Origin of the sequence: Buttiauxella cochleicola (assembly GCF_021282435.1) — a bacterium.
Classification (GTDB): Bacteria; Pseudomonadota; Gammaproteobacteria; order Enterobacterales; family Enterobacteriaceae; genus Buttiauxella; species Buttiauxella massiliensis.
On the sequence record NZ_JAJSOT010000005.1, the window covers coordinates 34,425 to 54,121 of the forward strand.

At 47.9% G+C, this 19,697-nt stretch carries 13 protein-coding genes and 1 tRNA gene; 5 read left to right on the plus strand and 9 right to left on the minus strand.

Annotated features, from left to right (window positions below):
• Positions 1-30: 30 nt before the first annotated feature.
• The 6 genes from LVQ77_RS12915 to LVQ77_RS12940 all read right to left on the minus strand — a co-directional run bounded on the left by LVQ77_RS12915 (position 31) and on the right by LVQ77_RS12940 (position 9,344).
• A complete protein-coding gene (locus LVQ77_RS12915) occupies positions 31-3,057 on the minus strand; it encodes an anti-phage-associated DUF1156 domain-containing protein (RefSeq protein ID WP_232904625.1) in 3,027 nt (1,008 codons plus the stop codon).
• Between the two features lie 115 nt (positions 3,058-3,172).
• Positions 3,173-4,258 carry an anti-phage-associated DUF3780 domain-containing protein gene (locus LVQ77_RS12920; RefSeq protein WP_232904626.1) on the minus strand — a complete coding sequence of 362 codons (1,086 nt, stop codon included), beginning with the start codon at positions 4,256-4,258 and terminating at the stop codon, positions 3,173-3,175.
• 24 nt (positions 4,259-4,282) lie between these two features.
• Complete coding sequence (locus LVQ77_RS12925) at positions 4,283-7,408, minus strand: anti-phage-associated DUF499 domain-containing protein (protein WP_232904627.1); 3,126 nt, start codon at positions 7,406-7,408, stop codon at positions 4,283-4,285.
• Positions 7,409-7,410: 2 nt separating this feature from the next.
• Positions 7,411-7,602 carry a type II toxin-antitoxin system antitoxin gene (locus LVQ77_RS12930; protein ID WP_232904628.1) on the minus strand — a complete coding sequence of 64 codons (192 nt, stop codon included), beginning with the start codon at positions 7,600-7,602 and terminating at the stop codon, positions 7,411-7,413.
• Between the two features lie 217 nt (positions 7,603-7,819).
• Positions 7,820-9,073, minus strand: a complete 1,254-nt coding sequence (locus LVQ77_RS12935) for a tyrosine-type recombinase/integrase (RefSeq protein WP_232904629.1) — start codon at positions 9,071-9,073, stop codon at positions 7,820-7,822.
• 186 nt (positions 9,074-9,259) lie between these two features.
• A tRNA-Leu gene (locus LVQ77_RS12940) sits at positions 9,260-9,344 on the minus strand.
• 249 nt (positions 9,345-9,593) lie between these two features.
• Between LVQ77_RS12940 and LVQ77_RS12945 the strand changes: the two genes are divergently transcribed.
• From LVQ77_RS12945 to sstT, 3 genes are all read left to right on the plus strand, one after another.
• A complete protein-coding gene (locus LVQ77_RS12945) occupies positions 9,594-10,592 on the plus strand; it encodes a Gfo/Idh/MocA family protein (protein WP_232865611.1) in 999 nt (332 codons plus the stop codon).
• A 268-nt stretch (positions 10,593-10,860) separates the two neighbouring features.
• Positions 10,861-11,829 carry a TerC family protein gene (locus tag LVQ77_RS12950; RefSeq protein ID WP_232904630.1) on the plus strand — a complete coding sequence of 323 codons (969 nt, stop codon included), beginning with the start codon at positions 10,861-10,863 and terminating at the stop codon, positions 11,827-11,829.
• Between the two features lie 296 nt (positions 11,830-12,125).
• On the plus strand, positions 12,126-13,370 hold the full coding sequence (gene sstT / locus LVQ77_RS12955) for a serine/threonine transporter SstT (protein ID WP_232865613.1): 1,245 nt from the start codon (positions 12,126-12,128) through the stop codon (positions 13,368-13,370).
• A 33-nt stretch (positions 13,371-13,403) separates the two neighbouring features.
• Here sstT and LVQ77_RS12960 read toward each other — a convergent pair whose 3' ends face one another.
• The 3 genes from LVQ77_RS12960 to uxaC form a co-directional block, all read right to left on the minus strand.
• Positions 13,404-13,949, minus strand: coding sequence for a YgjV family protein (locus LVQ77_RS12960; RefSeq protein ID WP_064515943.1), 546 nt, complete (start codon positions 13,947-13,949; stop codon positions 13,404-13,406).
• An 88-nt stretch (positions 13,950-14,037) separates the two neighbouring features.
• Positions 14,038-15,525 carry a UxaA family hydrolase gene (locus LVQ77_RS12965; RefSeq protein WP_232865614.1) on the minus strand — a complete coding sequence of 496 codons (1,488 nt, stop codon included), beginning with the start codon at positions 15,523-15,525 and terminating at the stop codon, positions 14,038-14,040.
• A gap of 18 nt (positions 15,526-15,543) precedes the next feature.
• Complete coding sequence (uxaC, locus tag LVQ77_RS12970) at positions 15,544-16,953, minus strand: glucuronate isomerase (RefSeq protein WP_232865615.1); 1,410 nt, start codon at positions 16,951-16,953, stop codon at positions 15,544-15,546.
• A 490-nt stretch (positions 16,954-17,443) separates the two neighbouring features.
• On the opposite strand from uxaC, the gene LVQ77_RS12975 reads away from it, so the two are divergent.
• The gene (locus LVQ77_RS12975; RefSeq protein ID WP_232865616.1) at positions 17,444-18,739 is read left to right on the plus strand and encodes an MFS transporter; all 1,296 of its coding nucleotides are present in this window, start codon (positions 17,444-17,446) and stop codon (positions 18,737-18,739) included.
• A gap of 126 nt (positions 18,740-18,865) precedes the next feature.
• The gene (gene exuR, locus LVQ77_RS12980; RefSeq protein WP_232865617.1) at positions 18,866-19,642 is read left to right on the plus strand and encodes a transcriptional regulator ExuR; all 777 of its coding nucleotides are present in this window, start codon (positions 18,866-18,868) and stop codon (positions 19,640-19,642) included.
• Positions 19,643-19,697: the final 55 nt, after the last annotated feature.

Sequence of the window (19,697 nt, forward strand, 5' to 3'; positions counted from 1 at the left end):
TTGATTCATCATCGATACTGTTCACGTTGATCATTGACCAAATGCACGCATATTCTTCAGGCGGGCCCCCAACACTTCAGCAGCCTCACGAGTTGCTTTCTCGGGAGCTTTATTTTCGATAAAGGCTAAAATATCGAGCAATGTTGGCCGTACCTCGATGAAGTCTGGCAAGTCTCCCTGAAGTTGACCAATTATGATTTGAGGGTCTTTTTCATTAATTATCTGCTGTAAACCGATGATCAAATGACCCAACCAGCTTGCTCCAAGCTCGGTACTATCCGTTAGGTCGCGCGAGACAAAATCGGGTATCCTCTTCAGCTGCGCCTTGCTAGCGGTCATATTGCCCATTACCCTACCGTAATCTTCAACCCGGAAAGCTTTGGCAAAGTTCTGGTAGTTGTCGAGTTTAGATGCACCGGTAGTTTCAATATCCATCATGCGCAAATAAAAGCGCTGAATGCCGTTTATTTTTTGCCAAGTATCGGCAGACAAACCTTCTGGCACCAATAAACTGTTTGCAGCTTCAGCAGCTTGTTGGACTATTTCGTCCACAACTGTCACTTCTCCACGAATACGCGGACGTAGTGCAAAGCTGGTAACATCTTCGCCACCGATATGGGTATAAGACGTCAATACCTTTAGTGCTGCAGCATAACCGGCCATTTGAAGATCAGAGTCATTAAAGACTGGTTCCCCCAGCTTATCTTTCACTTCATCATTCAAGTGCAACATATTTTCGATCTGACGTTTTACTTCCACCCGTACTGCAGGTAAAAGTCGTTGCTTAAATCCAGCATTTTCACCAGCAAGACGTTTGCGCAACATCAGGATGACAGTACCTTGCACGTAACCACCTTTCTTCAGTTCAGTACTGGTTTCCGTGGCGATATACCACGCGCCGACTACCTGTAATCCAGAAGCCCAAAAAATACCGATCATGTCTGACCAAACGCCGGTGTCTTGATGGGTAAACATTACACACTGCATACCATTGTCAGGCATATTTTCTGCCATCGTCTTATAGGCACTCACCATTCCTTTGCGGAAATCATCACCTGAGCCTTTTATGGCTAAGGCACGACGCGAGTCCCAAGCCCACTCATCAAACGGCTTTGGAGGATTCTTGCGAAGCCACGCGATAAAAAACTCTGCTATTTCATGGTAGTTAACTGCATCTGCGTAGGGAGGATCGGTAATCCAATAATCACAGCTAGTAACGACATCAGCCGCTTGTTGATTTAGGATCTGTAGCTGCCCATTAGTGGCGCTGCTTGAGCTGGTTAAAAATAAATAATTTTTTCCAGTTACAAAGGAACGAACACCATATGAGTAGTTTGTATTGTAAGCTTGATTGTAAAAAGTTTGTGTGATTGACTCCCTCGCTGCGCCAGTGCCATATCGACAAAGCTTGCTTGACCAGTCAATCATTTTGGCCAAAGACAAATTTAGGACTGGCTGTACATCAACGTCCTGCTCAAGAATTTTCTTTTTTGCAATAGCTGCAACAAGCAATTGCCTTGGACTGAACATATGATGCCAATGGGTCCATCCCCTTGTTCGTATAGGCTCGTCAGTTTTAGCACCAGGTTCAATTTCCATATCAGGAATGAAACCTTTTTTTTGCCACTCTGACAAATTTTCGCGAACTATTGTTTCTACTTTGATTTCTCTTCTAAGATCATTTTCAGTAACAGAAGAGAAATAAGTCTCTTGCCTTCCTAGATCTAAGCTTCTTTTTGTAATCCATTGGATAGCATAAATTCTTTCCTGAAAGACATCATCAGGCTGCGGCTTGATATCGTCTTTTCTCCAAGAGCGCAAACGATTCTTGGTTGTTCCATCTTGATGCCTATAATCACCTCTCAATGTTTTAATTGGAGTGCGATAGGTTTTCCCTTCTAGCTCATATACAAGGCTTCCATCCTGGACGGTTCCCTTTTCTGCCTTTTTAAGCTCATCAGATGTAACGTCAGAAACGATGTCAACTTCAAACCGTTTTGAACTATAATCTGGGCGTAGTTCCGCAATTACATTCCGGCTTTTTGAAACAACCAAACTTGGTATAAGTGGCACTAACCATCCAGTCTCTGGGCATTTCGCTTCAAGGCAGCACAAAAATGCCTTGGCTCTATTACCATCGCTATCATGTTCAATTTCAAGGCTTTTTATCTCTTCATCCACTGCATTAACGAGTTTTTGTTGTGCGATTTCTATTTTTTTTCTTTCTTTAAGTGGTGCTCCGATAATATTTGTCGTGCCCCAAGTCAACATACATGCGATAGGGTTCAGATCACTAGCAAATGCATCGCAACCAATTCTTGCTGCTTCAAAAGGTATAGAACCTCCGCCAGAGAATACATCTCCAACCTTTGGCTTGTGTCCAAACCTAAGAATACCTAGTTGTTCTACCAGACAATTAATACTGTTAGCATTTACGGAAAATGGAGAAAGATGTGAATTCACGCACGACCAAACATGACTATACAACCATGTTTGGTCACATTCTTCCGGACGTCTGCATAACAAAGATTTTTCTTCATATGTCACCAACTGATCTAAATATTGTTTAAATAGTGGTATTTTTTCATTATCTGTAATATCCCTTCGCCATCTAATTTTCAAACCTAACTCATTACTATCGAAAGGTGCATGCAAGATATTAACCTCTCGAAAGTGTTCATCATCATTTTTTAAATTGTGGGAAAAATAATCCCACGGATTATGTAAACTGATAGCCGAAATAATATCTACTGGCTTGATAGAACCTAATGTAATTGCTCTCTTTGCTAAACTCAATGAATCAAAACCTAGCAACATTTCAAATAACTCGAGATCTTTTTCCTTATTATTAGTTTGAGGAAGCAAAGATCCCAAAATGATGCTTCTTACTAAGATAAGGGGTTTTCGGCCTTTCCAGTAGGATCCGAGGCCGGTCAAAGTTTGACTTTGTACTGATGTTCTTTCTTGCTGAGCTTCAAAAGAAACTTTTTGTACAGGATATACCGCTTCTATAAGCGATGGCGCATCCTTAAGCGCAAATGGAGTTAATTTTGCCATTCTACCTTCATCTCCAAACAGACCGAGCAAAGAAAATTTTCCTAGCACAGTCTGTAATCTATAAAGTACATTTTTAGACTAATTGGCCTTTTACCGCCCGAATCCAAATCTTTAGCTAGATCTTTTTTCCATACCCTAGCTCTTTAAGGCTGCGGCCTTGAAGATCCCGCCAAGCATCCATACCGCTACGTGGATTACCAGCTACCACACAAGCAGCCGCGCTGGGACTTTTAAATTGATATTCATGTATAAAGGAATAAACTTCTCCTTGATTCACGAGAACACCTTCATCTAGCAACTTCTGCCTTAATTCTCGAATAGCTGGACGTAATGATTTCGCTAGAACAATATTTGCTGTTGATCCCTTTTTGACCAAAAACTCAGGACTACTCATTTCGCCAACCGGTTGCCCGATAGCCTTGGCAAGTTTGGATTCAAACAAGAATAAGAACTCCTCTGCATTTGAGTTGCCTAGAGCAGGTTCAATAGATAATTGTGCATTCGATGCATCAAGAGATAACGAATCGTTACCACCGGTATCGTTAGACAACAAGCAGGTATTATCAGATGATTTCAAGTCGCCATAACTTACTGATGGTTCCTTTATTTCGTGTGATTCTGGTGCATGCCGACTATAAGAGACACTGCTGTCTTGAGTGAATTGTATTTGCTCTGTTTGTACGATATCACCAAGTGCGTGACGCAAGGCAATACGCCACCCAACATCACGATCTTCAACCCCCCCAGTACTTTTGGCTGTCATGCCAAATAACCACCAACGTTCTTCTGGGCTAAGCGCTAACCAATTGCGAACTGCAACGGGGATATTGTCAATTTCCATCCCCTCTATTGCCCAAGCGAGTACACAAATCTCCTTACCTAACAAACGGTCAAGCATGTTCTCCCCTACTTGCCAAGAGCTGGTTTCTAAGCCATAGCTTTTCAAGCGAGCATTAAACGCACGTTGGACTTCAGCGCGTATCGCTGTCCAACGAGTGCGGTCTAACTGCACACGATCAACTACAGAAAATTCTTCGCTTTGCGCCTGCAAACCCAGATACTCACTAATTTGCACTTTACCGGTACTTGACTTTGGAATGATCACTTTAAAGTGGTGAGGATCACTGCTAGCAGGCACACCGAAACCCAGCGTCGGATGCTTAACACCTGTCGTGGTTTTGTTTGATTGTGCCTTGGCCATATATCTAGTCTCTGTTTTTGGGGACTACTCTTCTTGAGCAATGTCACCAGGTTTCAACTCAATACCAACTAACTTGGCGAACTCTTTGGCTTCAAAGCCATTTTCAAAATCGATACCCTCTCTTACAGCAATCGAGACATTAGCATTAGCTTCGTTCAATACATCCCGCAGGCTATTTATAGTCGCCTCGATCATCGCGGCCGTGATATGACGCTCTCCAAAGCGAACACCAACGGTGTTCTCTCCTTCACCAATCTCAATGCGAACACCTTTAAAGCGTGTGTTCGCTTGGTCTTTAAAGCGGGTTAGCACCTTGAAGACCTTTTCTGTTGTATCGAGCGGTACACGCTTTCCACTGATTAAACTCGCAGGCTTGGTGTCATCTATCTGAACAGTTTTGTCGCCGCTATGCTGTATCGGGAAGTCTGCTGTTTTGGTTGCTTCACCTGATTTTGCGTAAACCAACAAGCGAGCAGCATTAGAGCCAACTTCAAACGGAGCGATATATGGTTGCCCATCTTTCGGATTTGAGCCGTCTATGGTGTAGTACATCTCGGATTTCGGCGTACACTGCAAAGTGACCTTTCGTTTATCTGCGGAAGGTTCGATTTGATGTCTGATTTTTAGATCTGCCACCCAGCGCGTTGCGGGGCCACACTCATACTTTCCGGTTGGATCGACAACTTTAAAATAAAGGGTACCTTCCCTCGTACTAAAATTTTCCAAATCATCAACTTTTGGATCAGTATCCAGTACTTCTGGTTTAGTCGAGAAATAGATAACTGGACTTTCGCCCGCGTTTCTCGGAGTCAAAGAGATCAATGACTCTCCGCTTTCTGGGCTAGTGCCTGCTAACGTGACGTTAACACTAGTTTTTTCTTTCGGGAATGGACCTTTTTCTATATAGCCATCCTCCCCCATTCTCCAACGCCCTTGCTTGAGAGCTGCGGCCCTGAGGGTATCCATACCACTACCGCCTGGCATCCATGGCCAGCCTGAATTACATTTGGCACGATTGACGACATCCTTCCATGGGGTGCGGCGGTTGCTAGCACCAGAAGGCCAAAGCTCTGACTCCGCCATAGCAAAAAACTGAGTGAAATCCTTTTCCAAATCGGAAGCTAATTTATAATTAGCTCTTGGATCTGCCATCAATTTTTCAATTTGCGCTTCAGCAGATTGATCACCTTCCCCAACTTTTAATCCATGATCAATTGTGACTTTGAGCAAACGCTCAGAACCATCGATCCCATCGATACCAGGAAATAGGATTGTATTATAAGCTGCAGACAAGGCTTTGATAAAACGCCCCTCAGCTTCTTCTAACCTATCGCGAGCTTCCTCATATAAGGTATCGCCGGCCTTCAGGCGTTTGGTAATTTGTTCGATGGCATAAAGCTCACGTAGGCGGTCTTCTACAGCATCAGCCATGATGCTGTCCTGTCCGGTAAGCACAAGTAAGTTGTTTTTTTCCTGCTGAAACTCAAAGAAATTAGTGAGTTCGCTCGGCGGTACTTTGCCATCTGGCTTAATCACTATAAGGACACGAGGCCCACTTAGTTTGAGCTCATCCATGCGAGGGAGAATCTGAACTTCCTGATAGACGTTACGACGGTTAGGATGAAGGATTCCTTTTAGCCTATTAATTAGAGCCTGATCAATTTTTAGCTGCGGCAATTCCTTAGCATTACGCTCGATCTGGCGTGAAAGATTTTCTGTTTCTTTGATATAGAAACGCTGATCTTCACGGTGTAGATACCAAGCTTGTTCCCGTAGTTTTTGTAGTGCATCAAGGAACTCATCAGCTTTACGATACGGCGCGGCTAAGAATTCAATTACTTCACTTTCCGACAGACCAATACGCCCCCCTACGGCACGAGACAATGATGATGCAAGCAGCAACGTCATTAATTGGCTGGCCGCATCGTTACTGAGTTCGTTATCGATATTCTCGGCAATAGCGTCGCCTTTGTCAGCAATATCTCTGGTGACAGCTGGAATTAGTTTTGGTGAAATTCGTTCAATTTCATCATTCACTTGCTCGTCATTAAGGTCCAGGTGCTGCGTGCCGACAAGGAAAACATCATCAACCTGGCGTTGCTCAACACTTTTTAATAAGCGAGCAGTAAACTGCATCAAGCCGCGAGTCTGCCTGAACCCCTCGTTTTCTTTAAACAGAGCTACCAAGTGTTTAAACGATGGATGGAAAGGGTAGGTCTCTCTAATTTGTTCAGCAATTTGTTCGATACTTGCTGCAACAATGTATCCTCCGTCCTCTGCCTTTTTGATTTGTTGGGCATATTCCTCAGCAACTTCATTGATGGTTTGCTCATCTGGCAGCTCATCAATCAATCTCTTTTTAAGGATTTCATAGATTTCATTACCCGATAGCTGTACCGGCGTAATGGTCATCGATTGTCTGCGAGTTTCTTGCTGCAGGTTTGAAATTGCTTCTTTAAGTGTCTTGGTCTGGGCATCATAACTACCAGACAAGTTGGCAATGACAATACAGCAGTTTGGTAGTTCTAATGCAGCACTCATCAAGGTACTAAGGCTGTACACCACCATGTTGGCAAGCGTGCCAGAACCGTATAACTGAGTACTTGCGTTATCAAGATATGGCGGCAACTCATCAATCATTATCAACGTGGGAGTGCTGCCAATAATCTCTTTCCACTTTTGTTGGTCAACAGCTTTAGGACCATTAATCCAATGCTGTTTGATTTTCTCTGACTCACCAAGCTGGGTGGCAATATCCCCCCAGATATAATTGTCAGGATTATTTCGACCATTGAACGCAGCAATTCTTGCATTACCAAAGTCTAAGCGCTTATTAAGATCAGCAGATAAGACCTCGGGACGTAAATGTGTATTTTTTGCAAGCAAGCCTAGCGCAATCATCATGTGGGTTTTACCACCCCCCATAGCCTGGGTGAGCTCGAAAACTGCTTGGTCTGACTTACCAGATAGGCGAAGCATACCTTCTCGGAAAAGTTGCTCCATACCGTGAGTAACATAGTTTCTTGAAAAGAATTCTTTGCCATCGCCTGCATCGTTTATCAGATCAGCCAGATTCTCAATTCCCTGGCTCATTCTGTAATCCTTAATAACAGGATTAAAACGACACGCCTGCTTCACTGTCTTGATCATGTTTAACGTTCCCCACGTTGATCCGATTTCTTGGACTGCTCGATGGCTATATCATTTTTCACGCAATGCTCACGGATCAGCATTTCTATCATGTTAGCGATTGAACGATGTTCCACTTGTGCGGCAGCTCGCAGCGCGTCCTTCAATCCAGGATCTAGCCGGATGGTAAGCGTCGCGGTTTTGGTATTAGCCATGTCACACTCCCGTAGAATGCCTGCAAATGTACTGCAATATACAGTATTAGGTTTTACTGAACAATCGACTTGGCCACATAGCTTTTTTGAATCCAGTACTGATTCCGGCATACACTTTGCGGTTATTGTTTGCCCATTTTTCCACCATAGGTACCCGGCATTAACTTTGTAGCGGCCTAGCAGCTCAGGCCGCAGATTTACAATATATTCAATCCCTTCACCTGCGTATCTTACCAAAATCAAACGGACTAACCGCCTTCTCCCGGTTCGCATCAAGAAAATCAGCCCACCACTGTAGCATTAGCCTGCGCTCATCCAGATGCTCGGCTTTGTGAATATACGCCGCTCGCACAGAGTTACGCTCCATATGGCTCATCTGCCGTTCCACCGCATCCCTCGACCACAATCCCGATTCAATCAGTGAACTACACGCCATCGTCCTGAAGCCATGGCCGCAGACTTCAACCTTAGTGTCATAACCCATCACTCGCAGAGATTTGTTTACCGTGTTCTCACTCATCGGTTTACGAGGGTTATGATCACCAATAAAGATCAGTTCATGATCACCACTGAACGTCTTTATCTGCTCCAGGATATTTAATGCCTGTCGAGAAAGCGGCACCAGATGGGGCGTGCGCATTTTTGAGCCACGCTGCGAGTGCTTTACTCCTTCGATAGCTTCACGCTCGGCTGGAATCGTCCACATAGATGTTTCGAAATCGATCTCTGACCAACGGGCAAAACGCAGTTCACTGGAACGAATAAAGACAAGGAGGGTTAGCTCAACGGCAAGGCGAGTTAAAGGCCTACCGGTATAGCTGTCAATTCGTTGAAGAAGCTCGGGGATACGTTTCAGTTCAAGAGCTGCTCGATGCTGTCTGTTACTTGAAGCAACGGCACCCACCATCTCCTGCGCAGGATTATAGTCAAGCAAACCGCTCTGAACGGCATAACGCATAATTGCAGTTGTTCGCTGTTGTAGCCGGGAAGCCACTTCAAGTCGCCCCGACTGTTCTACAGCTTTAATAGGAGCTAACAGGTCCCGAGTTTTTAGCTCGGCTATATTACGTTTGCCAATGGCTGGAAACAGGTTGTCCTCCAGGCTTTTCAGCACTCGACGACTATGCTCTTCCGACCACTTTTTATTTGTGGCGTGCCACTCAACAGCAAGCTCCTCAAAAGTGCGCGCTTCTTCCTGTTCAACCTTATCATTTTTCTTTTTGTCTCCCGGGTCGATACCGTTTGCCAAAAGCTTACGAGCATCATCACGACGCGCTCTGGCATCTGCAAGAGACACATCAGGATATACGCCTAAAGCCAGCATCTTTTGCTTCCCGCCAAAGCGGTACTGCAGACGCCAGTATCTTGAACCATTGGGGTGGACGAGAAGATGCATACCGTTGCCATCGGTCAGTTTGTATTGCTTATCCGTTGGCTTGGCTGTTCTGACTTTGATATCTGTTAGAGCCATGCTTATCCCCTCCCTGTTGGTACAAGCATTATCGAACCGGAAATACCATCATCTGTACCAACATGTGTTGGTAGATGTACGTTGAAGTCGGTTGACCTTGAGAGAGTTAATATAGCGAGAAAGGTAGGTAAATGCTGGATTTTAGGCATAAAAAAAGACCTCAGTTGAGGTCTATTTACATACATATGGTGCCGAAGGCCGGACTCGAACCGGCACGTCTTTCAACGGTTGATTTTGAATCAACTGCGTCTACCGATTTCGCCACTTCGGCACGAAGAGGTATGCGGAAAACGTTGTGGATTATACCTGTAGCTCATCACCTTGCAAGCCCCATTATACCTTTTACCTTCTAAGTGCTGAAAAAACCAGCGCATCATCAGTTGGTTGTACTCATAAGCCTTCGCACAGGCTTAATCACGGCACTAAAAGCCAACAAAATCTGCAGTTCCCACCACTGGTTTTCCCAATACATCGTGATAGTCTTTCAAACACACCCCGCCTTCGGAGATAGCACCCGTTTATGATACGCCTCGCTGTTATTGGAACTAACTGGATCACCCGTCAGTTCGTCGATGCTGCCCACGAAAGTGGCAAATATAAACTCACCGCGGTCTACTCCCGCTCGCTGGAACAGGCGCAAAGTTTTGCTAGTGACTATCCGGTGGAACATCTGTTTACCGATCTGAATGCGATGGCAAAGAGTGATGCCATTGATGCGGTTTATATCGCAAGCCCGAACTCCCTGCACTCCCCGCAAACGTTACTGTTCCTCAGCCATAAAAAACATGTGATTTGCGAGAAGCCGCTGGCGTCTAATTTGCGTGAAGTGGAAGCAGCGATTGCCTGCGCGCGTGAAAATCAGGTCGTGCTGTTCGAGGCCTTCAAAACCGCCAGTCTGCCGAACTTTATCGCGCTGCAACAGGCGTTGCCGAAAGTGGGCAAGATCCGCAAAGTGCTGCTCAACTATTGCCAGTACTCTTCGCGCTATCAGCGTTATCTCGATGGTGAGAATCCAAATACCTTTAATCCAGCATTCTCAAACGGCTCGATTATGGATATCGGTTTTTACACGCTGGCATCGGCGGTGGCGCTGTGGGGCGAGCCGTATTCGGTGCGCGCAACTGCCAGTCTGCTGGAAAGCGGTGTCGATGCGCACGGTTCGGTGCAGATGAATTACGGTGATTTTGATGTGAATCTGCTGCATTCAAAAGTGAGCGATTCAACCATTCCAAGCGAGATTCAGGGCGAAGCCGGTTCGTTAGTTATCGAGAAGATTTCTGAATGCCAGCGCATTACCTTTATTCCACGCGGCGGCAAACCACAGGATCTGACGCTGCCACAGCATATTAATACTATGCTTTATGAAGCCGAAGTCTTTGCTCGTCTGGTCAATGACAACGAAGTTAACCATCCAGGGTTGATCACCTCACGCTCCACAGCATTACTGAGTACGGAGATTCGCACACAAACGGGCGTGAAATTCCCGGCGGATGATGTCTCTACTCAGCAACCGGCGTAAAGGTATGTAAAAGCCGGGTATCAGCATGTTGACGGATTGTAGCATCCGTAATATTTTGTTACCCGCAAAGGGGAGTAACTTCATTGTCGGTTAATCGTCATTACGGTGTGAAAGCACCCGGTTACCGAGCAATACGAATGGCTTTTTATACAAAAAACCATTCCGTGTTGTAAGTGAGACCTTGCCGGAAGGCGAGATCCCTGTTGCAAGCATTAGCGGCTGGCGTCTTCCGACGTTGGCCGTTTTTGTTTTTATAGGAATAATTTTTATGAATAGTGTCGGCACTCCATTACTGTGGGGCGGTTTTGCCGTCGTGGTCGTCATCATGCTGGCTATCGACCTCCTTCTTCAGGGGCGTAAAGGCTCGCACACCATGTCCATGAAGCAGGCGGCCGTCTGGTCCCTGGTCTGGGTTTCGCTTTCGCTGCTGTTTAACGCAGCCTTCTGGTGGTATCTCACCGGGACAACAGGCCGTGAAGTGGCGGATACGCAAGCTCTCGCCTTCCTTACCGGTTATCTGATTGAAAAAGCGCTGGCGGTGGATAACGTCTTCGTCTGGCTGATGCTGTTCAGCTACTTCGCCGTGCCTGCGGCTTTGCAGCGCCGTGTGTTGGTCTACGGTGTGCTGGGCGCGATTGTGCTGCGTACCATTATGATATTCGCAGGCAGCTGGCTGATATCCCAGTTCGAATGGCTGCTGTACGTGTTCGGTGCGTTCCTGCTGTTCACCGGTATCAAGATGGCGCTGGCGAAAGAAGATGAAGGCGGCATTGGCGATAAACCGCTGGTACGTTGGATTCGTAGCCACCTGCGCATGACGGATAAAATCGAAGGCGAGCACTTCTTTATTCGTAAGAACGGTATTTTGTTCGCCACACCACTGCTGCTGGTGCTGATTCTGGTTGAGTTGAGCGACGTGATTTTCGCGGTCGACAGTATCCCGGCTATTTTCGCTGTGACGACCGACCCGTTCATCGTGCTGACGTCGAACCTGTTTGCCATCCTCGGCCTGCGCGCGATGTATTTCCTGTTGGCAGGCGTGGCAGAACGCTTCAGCATGCTGAAGTACGGTTTGTCGGTGATTCTGGTGTTTATCGGCGTGAAGATGATGATTGTCGATTTCTACCACATCCCAATCGCAATTTCGCTTGGCGTGGTGGGCGGTATTCTGGCGTTCACTCTGATTCTTAACGCTATCGTGAACTACCGTAACGATCAGAAAAAGCTCGCGAAGTAAGATTTTTGTCAGATGGCGCTATCGCTTATCCGACCTACGAAACCCTTCAAACCCCGTCTATGGCGGGGTTTTTCTTTTTATAGCGCCAACTGCATGAAGTGTTGCTAATGTCACATATTTGTTAATATTTAGTTATAAAATCTAGCCTGTACCGAAATAATCAGTGATTACTACTTACTACCCTGCGACATTTCCTTATACTCGACCAGGCAAACACATTTCTTTACATCCGGTCAAAAAAGTACCTCAGAGTACCGACACAGGATGGGACGACATACAACACAGGAAGGTTATTCATGTCTATACAATCTCCGGGTTTACTACAACGCCTGGCACAGGGCAGTCTGGTCAAACAAATTCTGATCGGACTGGTGCTGGGTATCGCACTAGCGGCAATTTCGAAACCGGCAGCAATCGCTGTCGGTCTGCTCGGGACATTATTCGTTGGGGCACTGAAAGCTGTCGCACCAGTGCTGGTTCTGATGCTGGTGATGGCGTCTATCGCCAATCATAAGCACGGCCAGAAAACCAGCATCCGTCCGATTCTGGTGCTCTACCTTCTGGGTACGTTCACCGCTGCATTGACTGCTGTCGTGGTCAGTTTTGCATTCCCTTCCACGCTGCACCTGGTCACTGGTGCGACTGATATCACTCCGCCGTCAGGCATTGTAGAAGTGTTGCGCGGCCTGCTGATGAGCATGGTTTCCAACCCCATTGATGCATTGCTGAAAGCGAACTACATCGGGATTCTGGTTTGGGCTGTGGGCCTGGGCTTTGCTCTGCGCCACGGTAACGAAAGCACCAAAAACCTGATTAACGATGTGTCCGACGCGGTGACGTTCATCGTGCGCGTAGTGATTCGTTTTGCGCCGATTGGTATCTTCGGCCTGGTGGCATCAACGCTGGCAACTACCGGCTTCGAGACATTGTGGAGCTACGCGCAACTGCTGCTGGTGCTGGTTGGCTGTATGTTCGGCGTGGCGCTGGTTATTAACCCGCTGCTGGTGTTCATCAAAATTCGTCGCAACCCGTACCCGCTGGTGTTCGCCTGCCTGCGTGAAAGTGGCGTAACCGCCTTCTTTACCCGTAGTTCTGCGGCCAACATTCCGGTGAACATGGCGCTGTGCGAGAAGCTGAATCTGGATCGCGATACTTATTCCGTTTCAATCCCACTGGGCGCAACCATCAACATGGCTGGCGCGGCAATCACCATTACCGTGCTGACGCTGGCGGCGGTGAATACCCTGGGTGTGCCGGTTGATTTACCAACCGCGCTGCTGCTTAGCGTGGTGGCGTCACTGTGTGCTTGCGGGGCGTCTGGTGTGGCGGGCGGTTCGCTGCTGCTTATCCCACTGGCATGCGGCATGTTCGGTATTCCGAATGAGATTGCCATGCAGGTCGTCGCAGTCGGCTTTATCATCGGCGTGTTGCAGGATTCTTGCGAAACCGCACTGAACTCCTCTACCGATGTGCTGTTTACAGCTGCGGCTTGCCAGGCCGAAGATGCACGTCTGGCAGACAATAATCCGTTACGCGGTTAATTCTCAAAGCTCCCTGCCCTTCGAGGCGGGGAGTTATCCCTCTTGTTGTTGAACCTCTTTTTCGACCTTAAACGGGTCAATGCCCCGCCTTTGCATCCGCCAGAAGCGAATAATATTCAGGCCGTTCATCACCAGAAAACTCCCTTCGATTAACGTTCCGCCAATCGACCCTAGCCAGAAATTATGTGTCACCCAACAAGCCGTGGAGCACCACATTACGCAGCGAGTGGTCAGCCCTTTGCAGCGAAATAATGCCCAGGTACTAGCCACGGTTCCGGCAATCGGTAGCAGCTCCATCGCATGGTTAAATTTAGCCAGCCCCAGGCCCAGCGTTAAGGCAATGAAAATGCTCATCACCCACAGGCTGCGGGTACGCAGGGAGATAACGGTACGGATTGCGTTAAGTTCGGCGCTCATACCCGCCGGGCTTGCACCCATCAGGAAGAAGTGAATACCGATGATGGCGCTGTAACCCGCCAGTTGTAGCTTGAAGCGCCGCTCGTCGCGGTTAATGAACGTGGTAATACCAACCACAAAGGCGAGAACCCCGACGCCCTGGGCAACCCAATACGCGGTCATGACAAATCCTTGTGAGTAAAAACGAGGCGAAAAAAAACGGCATTTCGAATATCAAAATGCCGTTTCATGGTAGCACCTGAAACGCTACTTACAACGTGACGCCACTTTTAAAGATGGCCAACTCGCGGAAATCATTACGCTCGTTGCAGGTTTTCTTGCCGTTAGCGATATCAACAATAGTGTCGATAAACTCTGTCAGCAGTGTATTCATATCGCTGCCGTGCAGCAGTTTGCCTGCGTCAAAATCAATCCAGTGCGGCTTTTTAGTAGCCAGCTCACTGTTGGTTGCGATTTTAACTGTTGGCACAAAACCGCCGTATGGTGTGCCACGACCGGTGCTGAACAGCACCATATGGCAACCTGCGCCAGCCAGTGCACTGGTAGCAACCGCATCGTTACCAGGCGCACTTAACAAGTTCAGGCCAGGCGTTTTCAGGCGCTCGCCATAACGCAGCACATCGACAACTTCGCTCTCACCGGCTTTTTGCGTACAGCCGAGGGATTTTTCTTCGAGCGTGGTGATACCGCCAGCTTTGTTCCCTGGTGATGGGTTCTCGTAGATCGGCTGGTTGTGTTCGATGAAGTATTGTTTGAAGTCGTTCACCATGGTGACGGTTTTTTCAAACGTTGCTTCATCGCGGCAGTGGCTCATCAGGATGCGTTCTGCGCCAAACATTTCCGGGACTTCTGTCAGCACAGTGGTGCCGCCGTTAGCCACCATATAGTCGGAGAAACGACCGAGCATTGGGTTCGCCGTAATACCGGACAAACCGTCTGAACCGCCGCACTCCAGGCCAAACTTCAGCTCGCTGATTTTGCCTGGTTCACGCTTGTCGTTACGCATCACTTCGTACAGGGCCTGAAGTTGCTCAAGCCCTGCTTCCACTTCGTCATCCTGCTGCTGGCAAACCATAAACTTCACGCGGGACTCATCGAACTCACCCAGCGTTTCACGGAAGGCGCTCACCTGGTTGTTTTCACAACCGAGACCAATCACCAGTACCGCACCCGCATTTGGGTGATGCACCATGTTTTGCAGCATGGTGCGGGTGTTAACGTGATCTTCACCCAACTGCGAACAACCGAACGGATGGCTGAACAGGAACACGCCGTCGATATCTTCGGCGTCGTTGTTCTGTTTCAGGAAACGGTTCTGGATCTGACGCGCGATGCCGTTTACACAGCCCACGGTTGGCAGGATCCACAACTCATTACGCACGCCTACTGAGCCGTTTTCACGACGGTAAACGCTCACATCGCGGTCTGCAGCCTGGCTTGCCAGAGACTGGAAATCAGGTTGATAGCTATACTCATCCAGATCGTTCAGATTCGTACGCGTATTGTGTGAGTGAATGTGCTCGCCGGCTTCAATCGTCGCCAAAGCATGGCCAATTGGTAAACCGTATTTAACGACGTTCTCACCTTGCGCAATGGTAACCAGCGCAAATTTATGGCCACGAAGCACCGGCTGGCGCAGAGTCACCTCTACACCTTCAACGGTAACCACTTCACCTTCAGCCAGGTCCACTAACGCAACAGCGACGTTATCTTGCGTATGGATCTTAATGTATTGCATATCAACCTCAGAGCCTGATTAGTTCAGTTCAATGCCAAAGTAGTCTCGGGCGTTGTTAAAGCAGATGTTTTCCACCATTTGGCCCAGCAGCTTGATATCAGCTGGAGCTTCGCCCGCTTCAACCCAACGGCCAATCATCTGGCACAGGATGCGACGGAAGTATTCGTGGCGGGTGTATGACAGGAAGCTACGGCTGTCAGTCAGCATGCCAACGAAACGGCTTAACAGACCCAGTTGCGCCAGCTGCGTCATTTGACGCTCCATGCCATCTTTCTGGTCGTTGAACCACCAACCTGAACCAAACTGCATTTTTCCTGGCATACCTTCGCCCTGGAAGTTGCCAATCATGGTGCCCAGCACTTCGTTATCGCGTGGGTTCAGGCAATACAGAATTGTTTTTGGCAGTTCGTTGTTTTCGTTTTGCTTGCTGAGCAGGCGAGAAAGTTCTTCAGCCATTGGACGGTCGTTGATGGAGTCAAAGCCCACATCAGGTCCCAGCAGTTTGAACTGGCGCAGGTTGTTATTACGCAGCGCACCAATGTGGTACTGCTGAACCCAACCGCGACGGGTATATTCCGCAGCCAGCCAAACCAGAACCGCAGTTTTGAACTGTGCAACTTCGTGCTCGCTTGGGGTTTCACCGGAAAGACGACGAGCCAGAATGCCGTCCAGAGTCGCTTCATCTGCTTCTGCAAACAGAACAACGTCCAGTGCGTGGTCGGAAACTTTACAACCGTGTTCAGCAAAGTGATCCAGACGCTTGTTCAGTGCAGTTTGCAGATCGGAGAAACGACGAATGTCGGTATCAGACACTTCAGCCAGTTTGCCCATGTATTCAGCAAAAGTAGCTTGTTCAATGTTGAACGCTTTATCCGGGCGCCAGCTTGGCAGCACTTTGGTTTCAAACGCATCGAGCGCGATTTGGCGGTGGAAACGCAGATCGTCAATTGGGTCATCAGTCGTACCGACCATTTTCACGTTCATCTGCTTCATGATGCCGCGCGCAGAGAAGTTGTCCTGAGCCAGCAACTCATTACATTCGTTCCAGATTTCATCAGCAGTTGTTGGAGACAACAGTTTGCCAGTGATGCCGAATGGACGACGCAGTTCGAGGTGAGTCCAGTGATACAGCGGGTTACCGATAGTGTGCGGAACAGTTGCAGCCCAGGCATCGAACTTCTCGCGGTCAGACGCATCACCTGTACACAGACGCTCCTCCACACCGTTAGCACGCATGCCGCGCCACTTGTAGTGATCACCTTTTAACCAGATGTCATACAGGTTTTTGAAGCGGTAATCTTCAGCGACTTGCTGTGGCTGTAAGTGGCAGTGATAGTCGAAAATAGGCTGGTCGGCTGCAAACTCATGATACAAACGGCGGGCAAATTCGGTATCAAGCAGAAAATCTTCAGTCATAAACTGGGCCATTGTAGGGTTCCTCTGTTCATAGCAGTTCGATGCTTGCGCATAATGCAAATAAAGTTATCACACCAATTTCTGGAGGCCGAGTGGATTTTTGTGGTATTCGTCACAAAAACCACACTTTTATTGTTAATATTGTGTTTAAAACAAAGCCGCATCCCGCGCCAGTTCTGGCTTGAAAGCCCCTACCCCCTTGGAGTGAGCTGATCGACACTTTTGTGATATCACTCAACTTTTGAAGCTGTATGACAAGTTATCTTTCTGCCGTCGCAATACAGACGTAATGGAATTACTTCAGACGCTGACATCAATAACAGCGCATCACGGTACGGAAACCGGAATTGCCACAGGCAGTTTTTTACATATGGCAAGGTACGGGTCGTACCGGGTGATACCCCCGGATATGAACCCCTTAATAGATCAAACGCTCTGGCAGCAGTGCCGGACGTACGGCCGCATGATGTGCGGTTGTTTATAAGACGGGATGAAATTCGAAATGCGAAAGATTCAAGGCTTGCGCTGGTACATGATTGCCCTGGTAACCATGGGTACAATTCTGGGTTACCTGACACGTAACACTATTGCTGCTGCTGCGCCAACATTGATGGAAGAGCTGCATATTTCCACTCAGCAATATTCCTACATCATCGCGGCTTACTCAGCTTGCTACACCATCATGCAGCCTGTTGCAGGTTATGTGCTTGATGTACTGGGTACGAAAGTGGGCTACGCATTCTTTGCTGTCGCATGGGCAATTTTCTGTGGTGCTACTGCACTTGCAGGAAGCTGGGGTGGCCTGGCAATCGCTCGTGGTGCCGTTGGTGCTGCTGAAGCGGCCATGATTCCAGCTGGCCTGAAAGCCAGTAGCGAATGGTTCCCAGCTAAAGAGCGTTCAATCGCCGTGGGTTACTTCAACGTGGGTTCCTCTATCGGCGGCATGATTGCTCCACCATTAGTGGTTTGGGCGATTGTGATGCACAGCTGGCAGATGGCGTTCATCATCTCCGGTGTCCTGAGCTTTGCATGGGCAATGTGCTGGTTGATTTTCTACAAACATCCACGTGACCAGAAACGCCTGTCTGAAGAAGAACGTGAATACATCATCGGTGGCCAGGAAGCGCATCACCAGACTGACAACAGCAAAAAAATGAGCGCCTGGAAAATCCTGCAGAACCGTCAGTTCTGGGGTATTGCTCTGCCACGTTTCCTTGCTGAACCAGCCTGGGGTACTTTCAACGCCTGGATCCCACTGTTCATGTTTAAAGCTTATGGTTTTGACCTGAAACACATTGCGATGTTTGCCTGGATGCCAATGCTGTTTGCTGACCTGGGATGTATTGTTGGCGGCTACCTGCCACCATTCTTCCAGCGCGTATTCGGTGTGAACCTGATTGTTTCCCGTAAACTGGTAGTGACCATGGGCGCGATTCTGATGATTGCTCCAGGGACTATTGGCCTGTTCACTAGCCCGTATGTTGCAATCGCTCTGCTGTGTGTTGGCGGCTTTGCTCACCAGTCACTGTCTGGCGCTCTGATCACTCTGTCTTCTGACGTGTTCGGTCGTAACGAAGTGGCAACGGCGAATGGCTTGACCGGTATGGCAGCCTGGACTGCGAGCACCCTGTTTGCTCTGGTTGTGGGCGCACTGGCTGATACACTTGGCTTCAGCCCACTGTTCGCTGCACTAGCAGTATTCGATATCCTCGGTGCTATCGTTATCTGGACAGTGCTGCAAAACAAACCAATCAGTGAGTTGAACGACTCGCAAAAACCGAAGCAAGCAATAGCATAATCGGTGTCTCAAATTTGTTTACAAAGCCGCCCACGGGCGGCTTTTGTGTATCTAGAATGTGGAGCCGAACTTTGAAAAGTGGTATAACAAATAAGGTTACCCGCAGGACCTTTCCCGGAGCTACAGATGGAAGTTATGGAACCACGTCGTCTTTATCAGCAATTGGCCGCTGAACTTAAACAACGCATCGAAAACGGTGTTTATCTGGTTGGGGAAAAACTCCCGGCAGAGCGCTTTATTGCTGAAGAAAAGAACGTGAGCCGCACTGTGGTTCGTGAAGCGATTATTATGCTGGAAGTGGAAGGCTACGTTGAAGTGCGTAAAGGCTCCGGAATCCATGTTATTGCGAACCAGGCTAAATACTCTAACCTGCCTGATGACCAGTTTGAATTTGCCAGTTTCGGGCCGTTTGAGCTGTTACAGGCTCGCCAGCTTATTGAAAGTAACATCGCGGAATTCGCGGCGACTCAAGTGACTAAGCAAGATATCGTCAAGCTGATGGAAATTCAGGAAATGGCGCGTAATGAGCACAATTTCCAGGATTCAGAATGGGACCTTCATTTCCATACTCAGGTTGCTCTAGCTTCACAAAATAGCGCCCTTGCAGCCATCGTAGAAAAAATGTGGAGCCAACGCATCCATAACCCATACTGGAAAAAACTTCACGAGCATATTGATAAGCGCACCGCTGATAACTGGTGTGAAGATCATGACCAAATTCTTAAAGCACTGATTCGCAAAGATCCTCATGCTGCTAAAGTGGCAATGTGGCAGCACCTGGAAAACACCAAACAGATGTTATTTGATGCAACCAGCGATGATTTCGAATTCAATGCCGATCGCTACTTATTTGCAGATAACCCGGTTATTCATCTCGATACTGCCGCAAACGGTCAAAAATAGTCATTTTCCCGCGCGAGGGTAAGCAAACCAACCAATAGTGTCAGCGTTTGTAAAT

Bases quoted from the DNA above. Each gene is read 5' to 3' on its own strand.
- LVQ77_RS12915 (WP_232904625.1), bottom strand. From the start codon at position 3,057: ATGGCAAAATTAACTCCATTTGCGCTTAAGGATGCGCCATCGCTTATA.
- LVQ77_RS12920 (WP_232904626.1), bottom strand. From the start codon at position 4,258: ATGGCCAAGGCACAATCAAACAAAACCACGACAGGTGTTAAGCATCCG.
- LVQ77_RS12925 (WP_232904627.1), bottom strand. From the start codon at position 7,408: ATGATCAAGACAGTGAAGCAGGCGTGTCGTTTTAATCCTGTTATTAAG.
- LVQ77_RS12930 (WP_232904628.1), bottom strand. From the start codon at position 7,602: ATGGCTAATACCAAAACCGCGACGCTTACCATCCGGCTAGATCCTGGA.
- LVQ77_RS12935 (WP_232904629.1), bottom strand. From the start codon at position 9,073: ATGGCTCTAACAGATATCAAAGTCAGAACAGCCAAGCCAACGGATAAG.
- LVQ77_RS12945 (WP_232865611.1), top strand. From the start codon at position 9,594: ATGATACGCCTCGCTGTTATTGGAACTAACTGGATCACCCGTCAGTTC.
- LVQ77_RS12950 (WP_232904630.1), top strand. From the start codon at position 10,861: ATGAATAGTGTCGGCACTCCATTACTGTGGGGCGGTTTTGCCGTCGTG.
- sstT (WP_232865613.1), top strand. From the start codon at position 12,126: ATGTCTATACAATCTCCGGGTTTACTACAACGCCTGGCACAGGGCAGT.
- LVQ77_RS12960 (WP_064515943.1), bottom strand. From the start codon at position 13,949: ATGACCGCGTATTGGGTTGCCCAGGGCGTCGGGGTTCTCGCCTTTGTG.
- LVQ77_RS12965 (WP_232865614.1), bottom strand. From the start codon at position 15,525: ATGCAATACATTAAGATCCATACGCAAGATAACGTCGCTGTTGCGTTA.
- uxaC (WP_232865615.1), bottom strand. From the start codon at position 16,953: ATGGCCCAGTTTATGACTGAAGATTTTCTGCTTGATACCGAATTTGCC.
- LVQ77_RS12975 (WP_232865616.1), top strand. From the start codon at position 17,444: ATGCGAAAGATTCAAGGCTTGCGCTGGTACATGATTGCCCTGGTAACC.
- exuR (WP_232865617.1), top strand. From the start codon at position 18,866: ATGGAAGTTATGGAACCACGTCGTCTTTATCAGCAATTGGCCGCTGAA.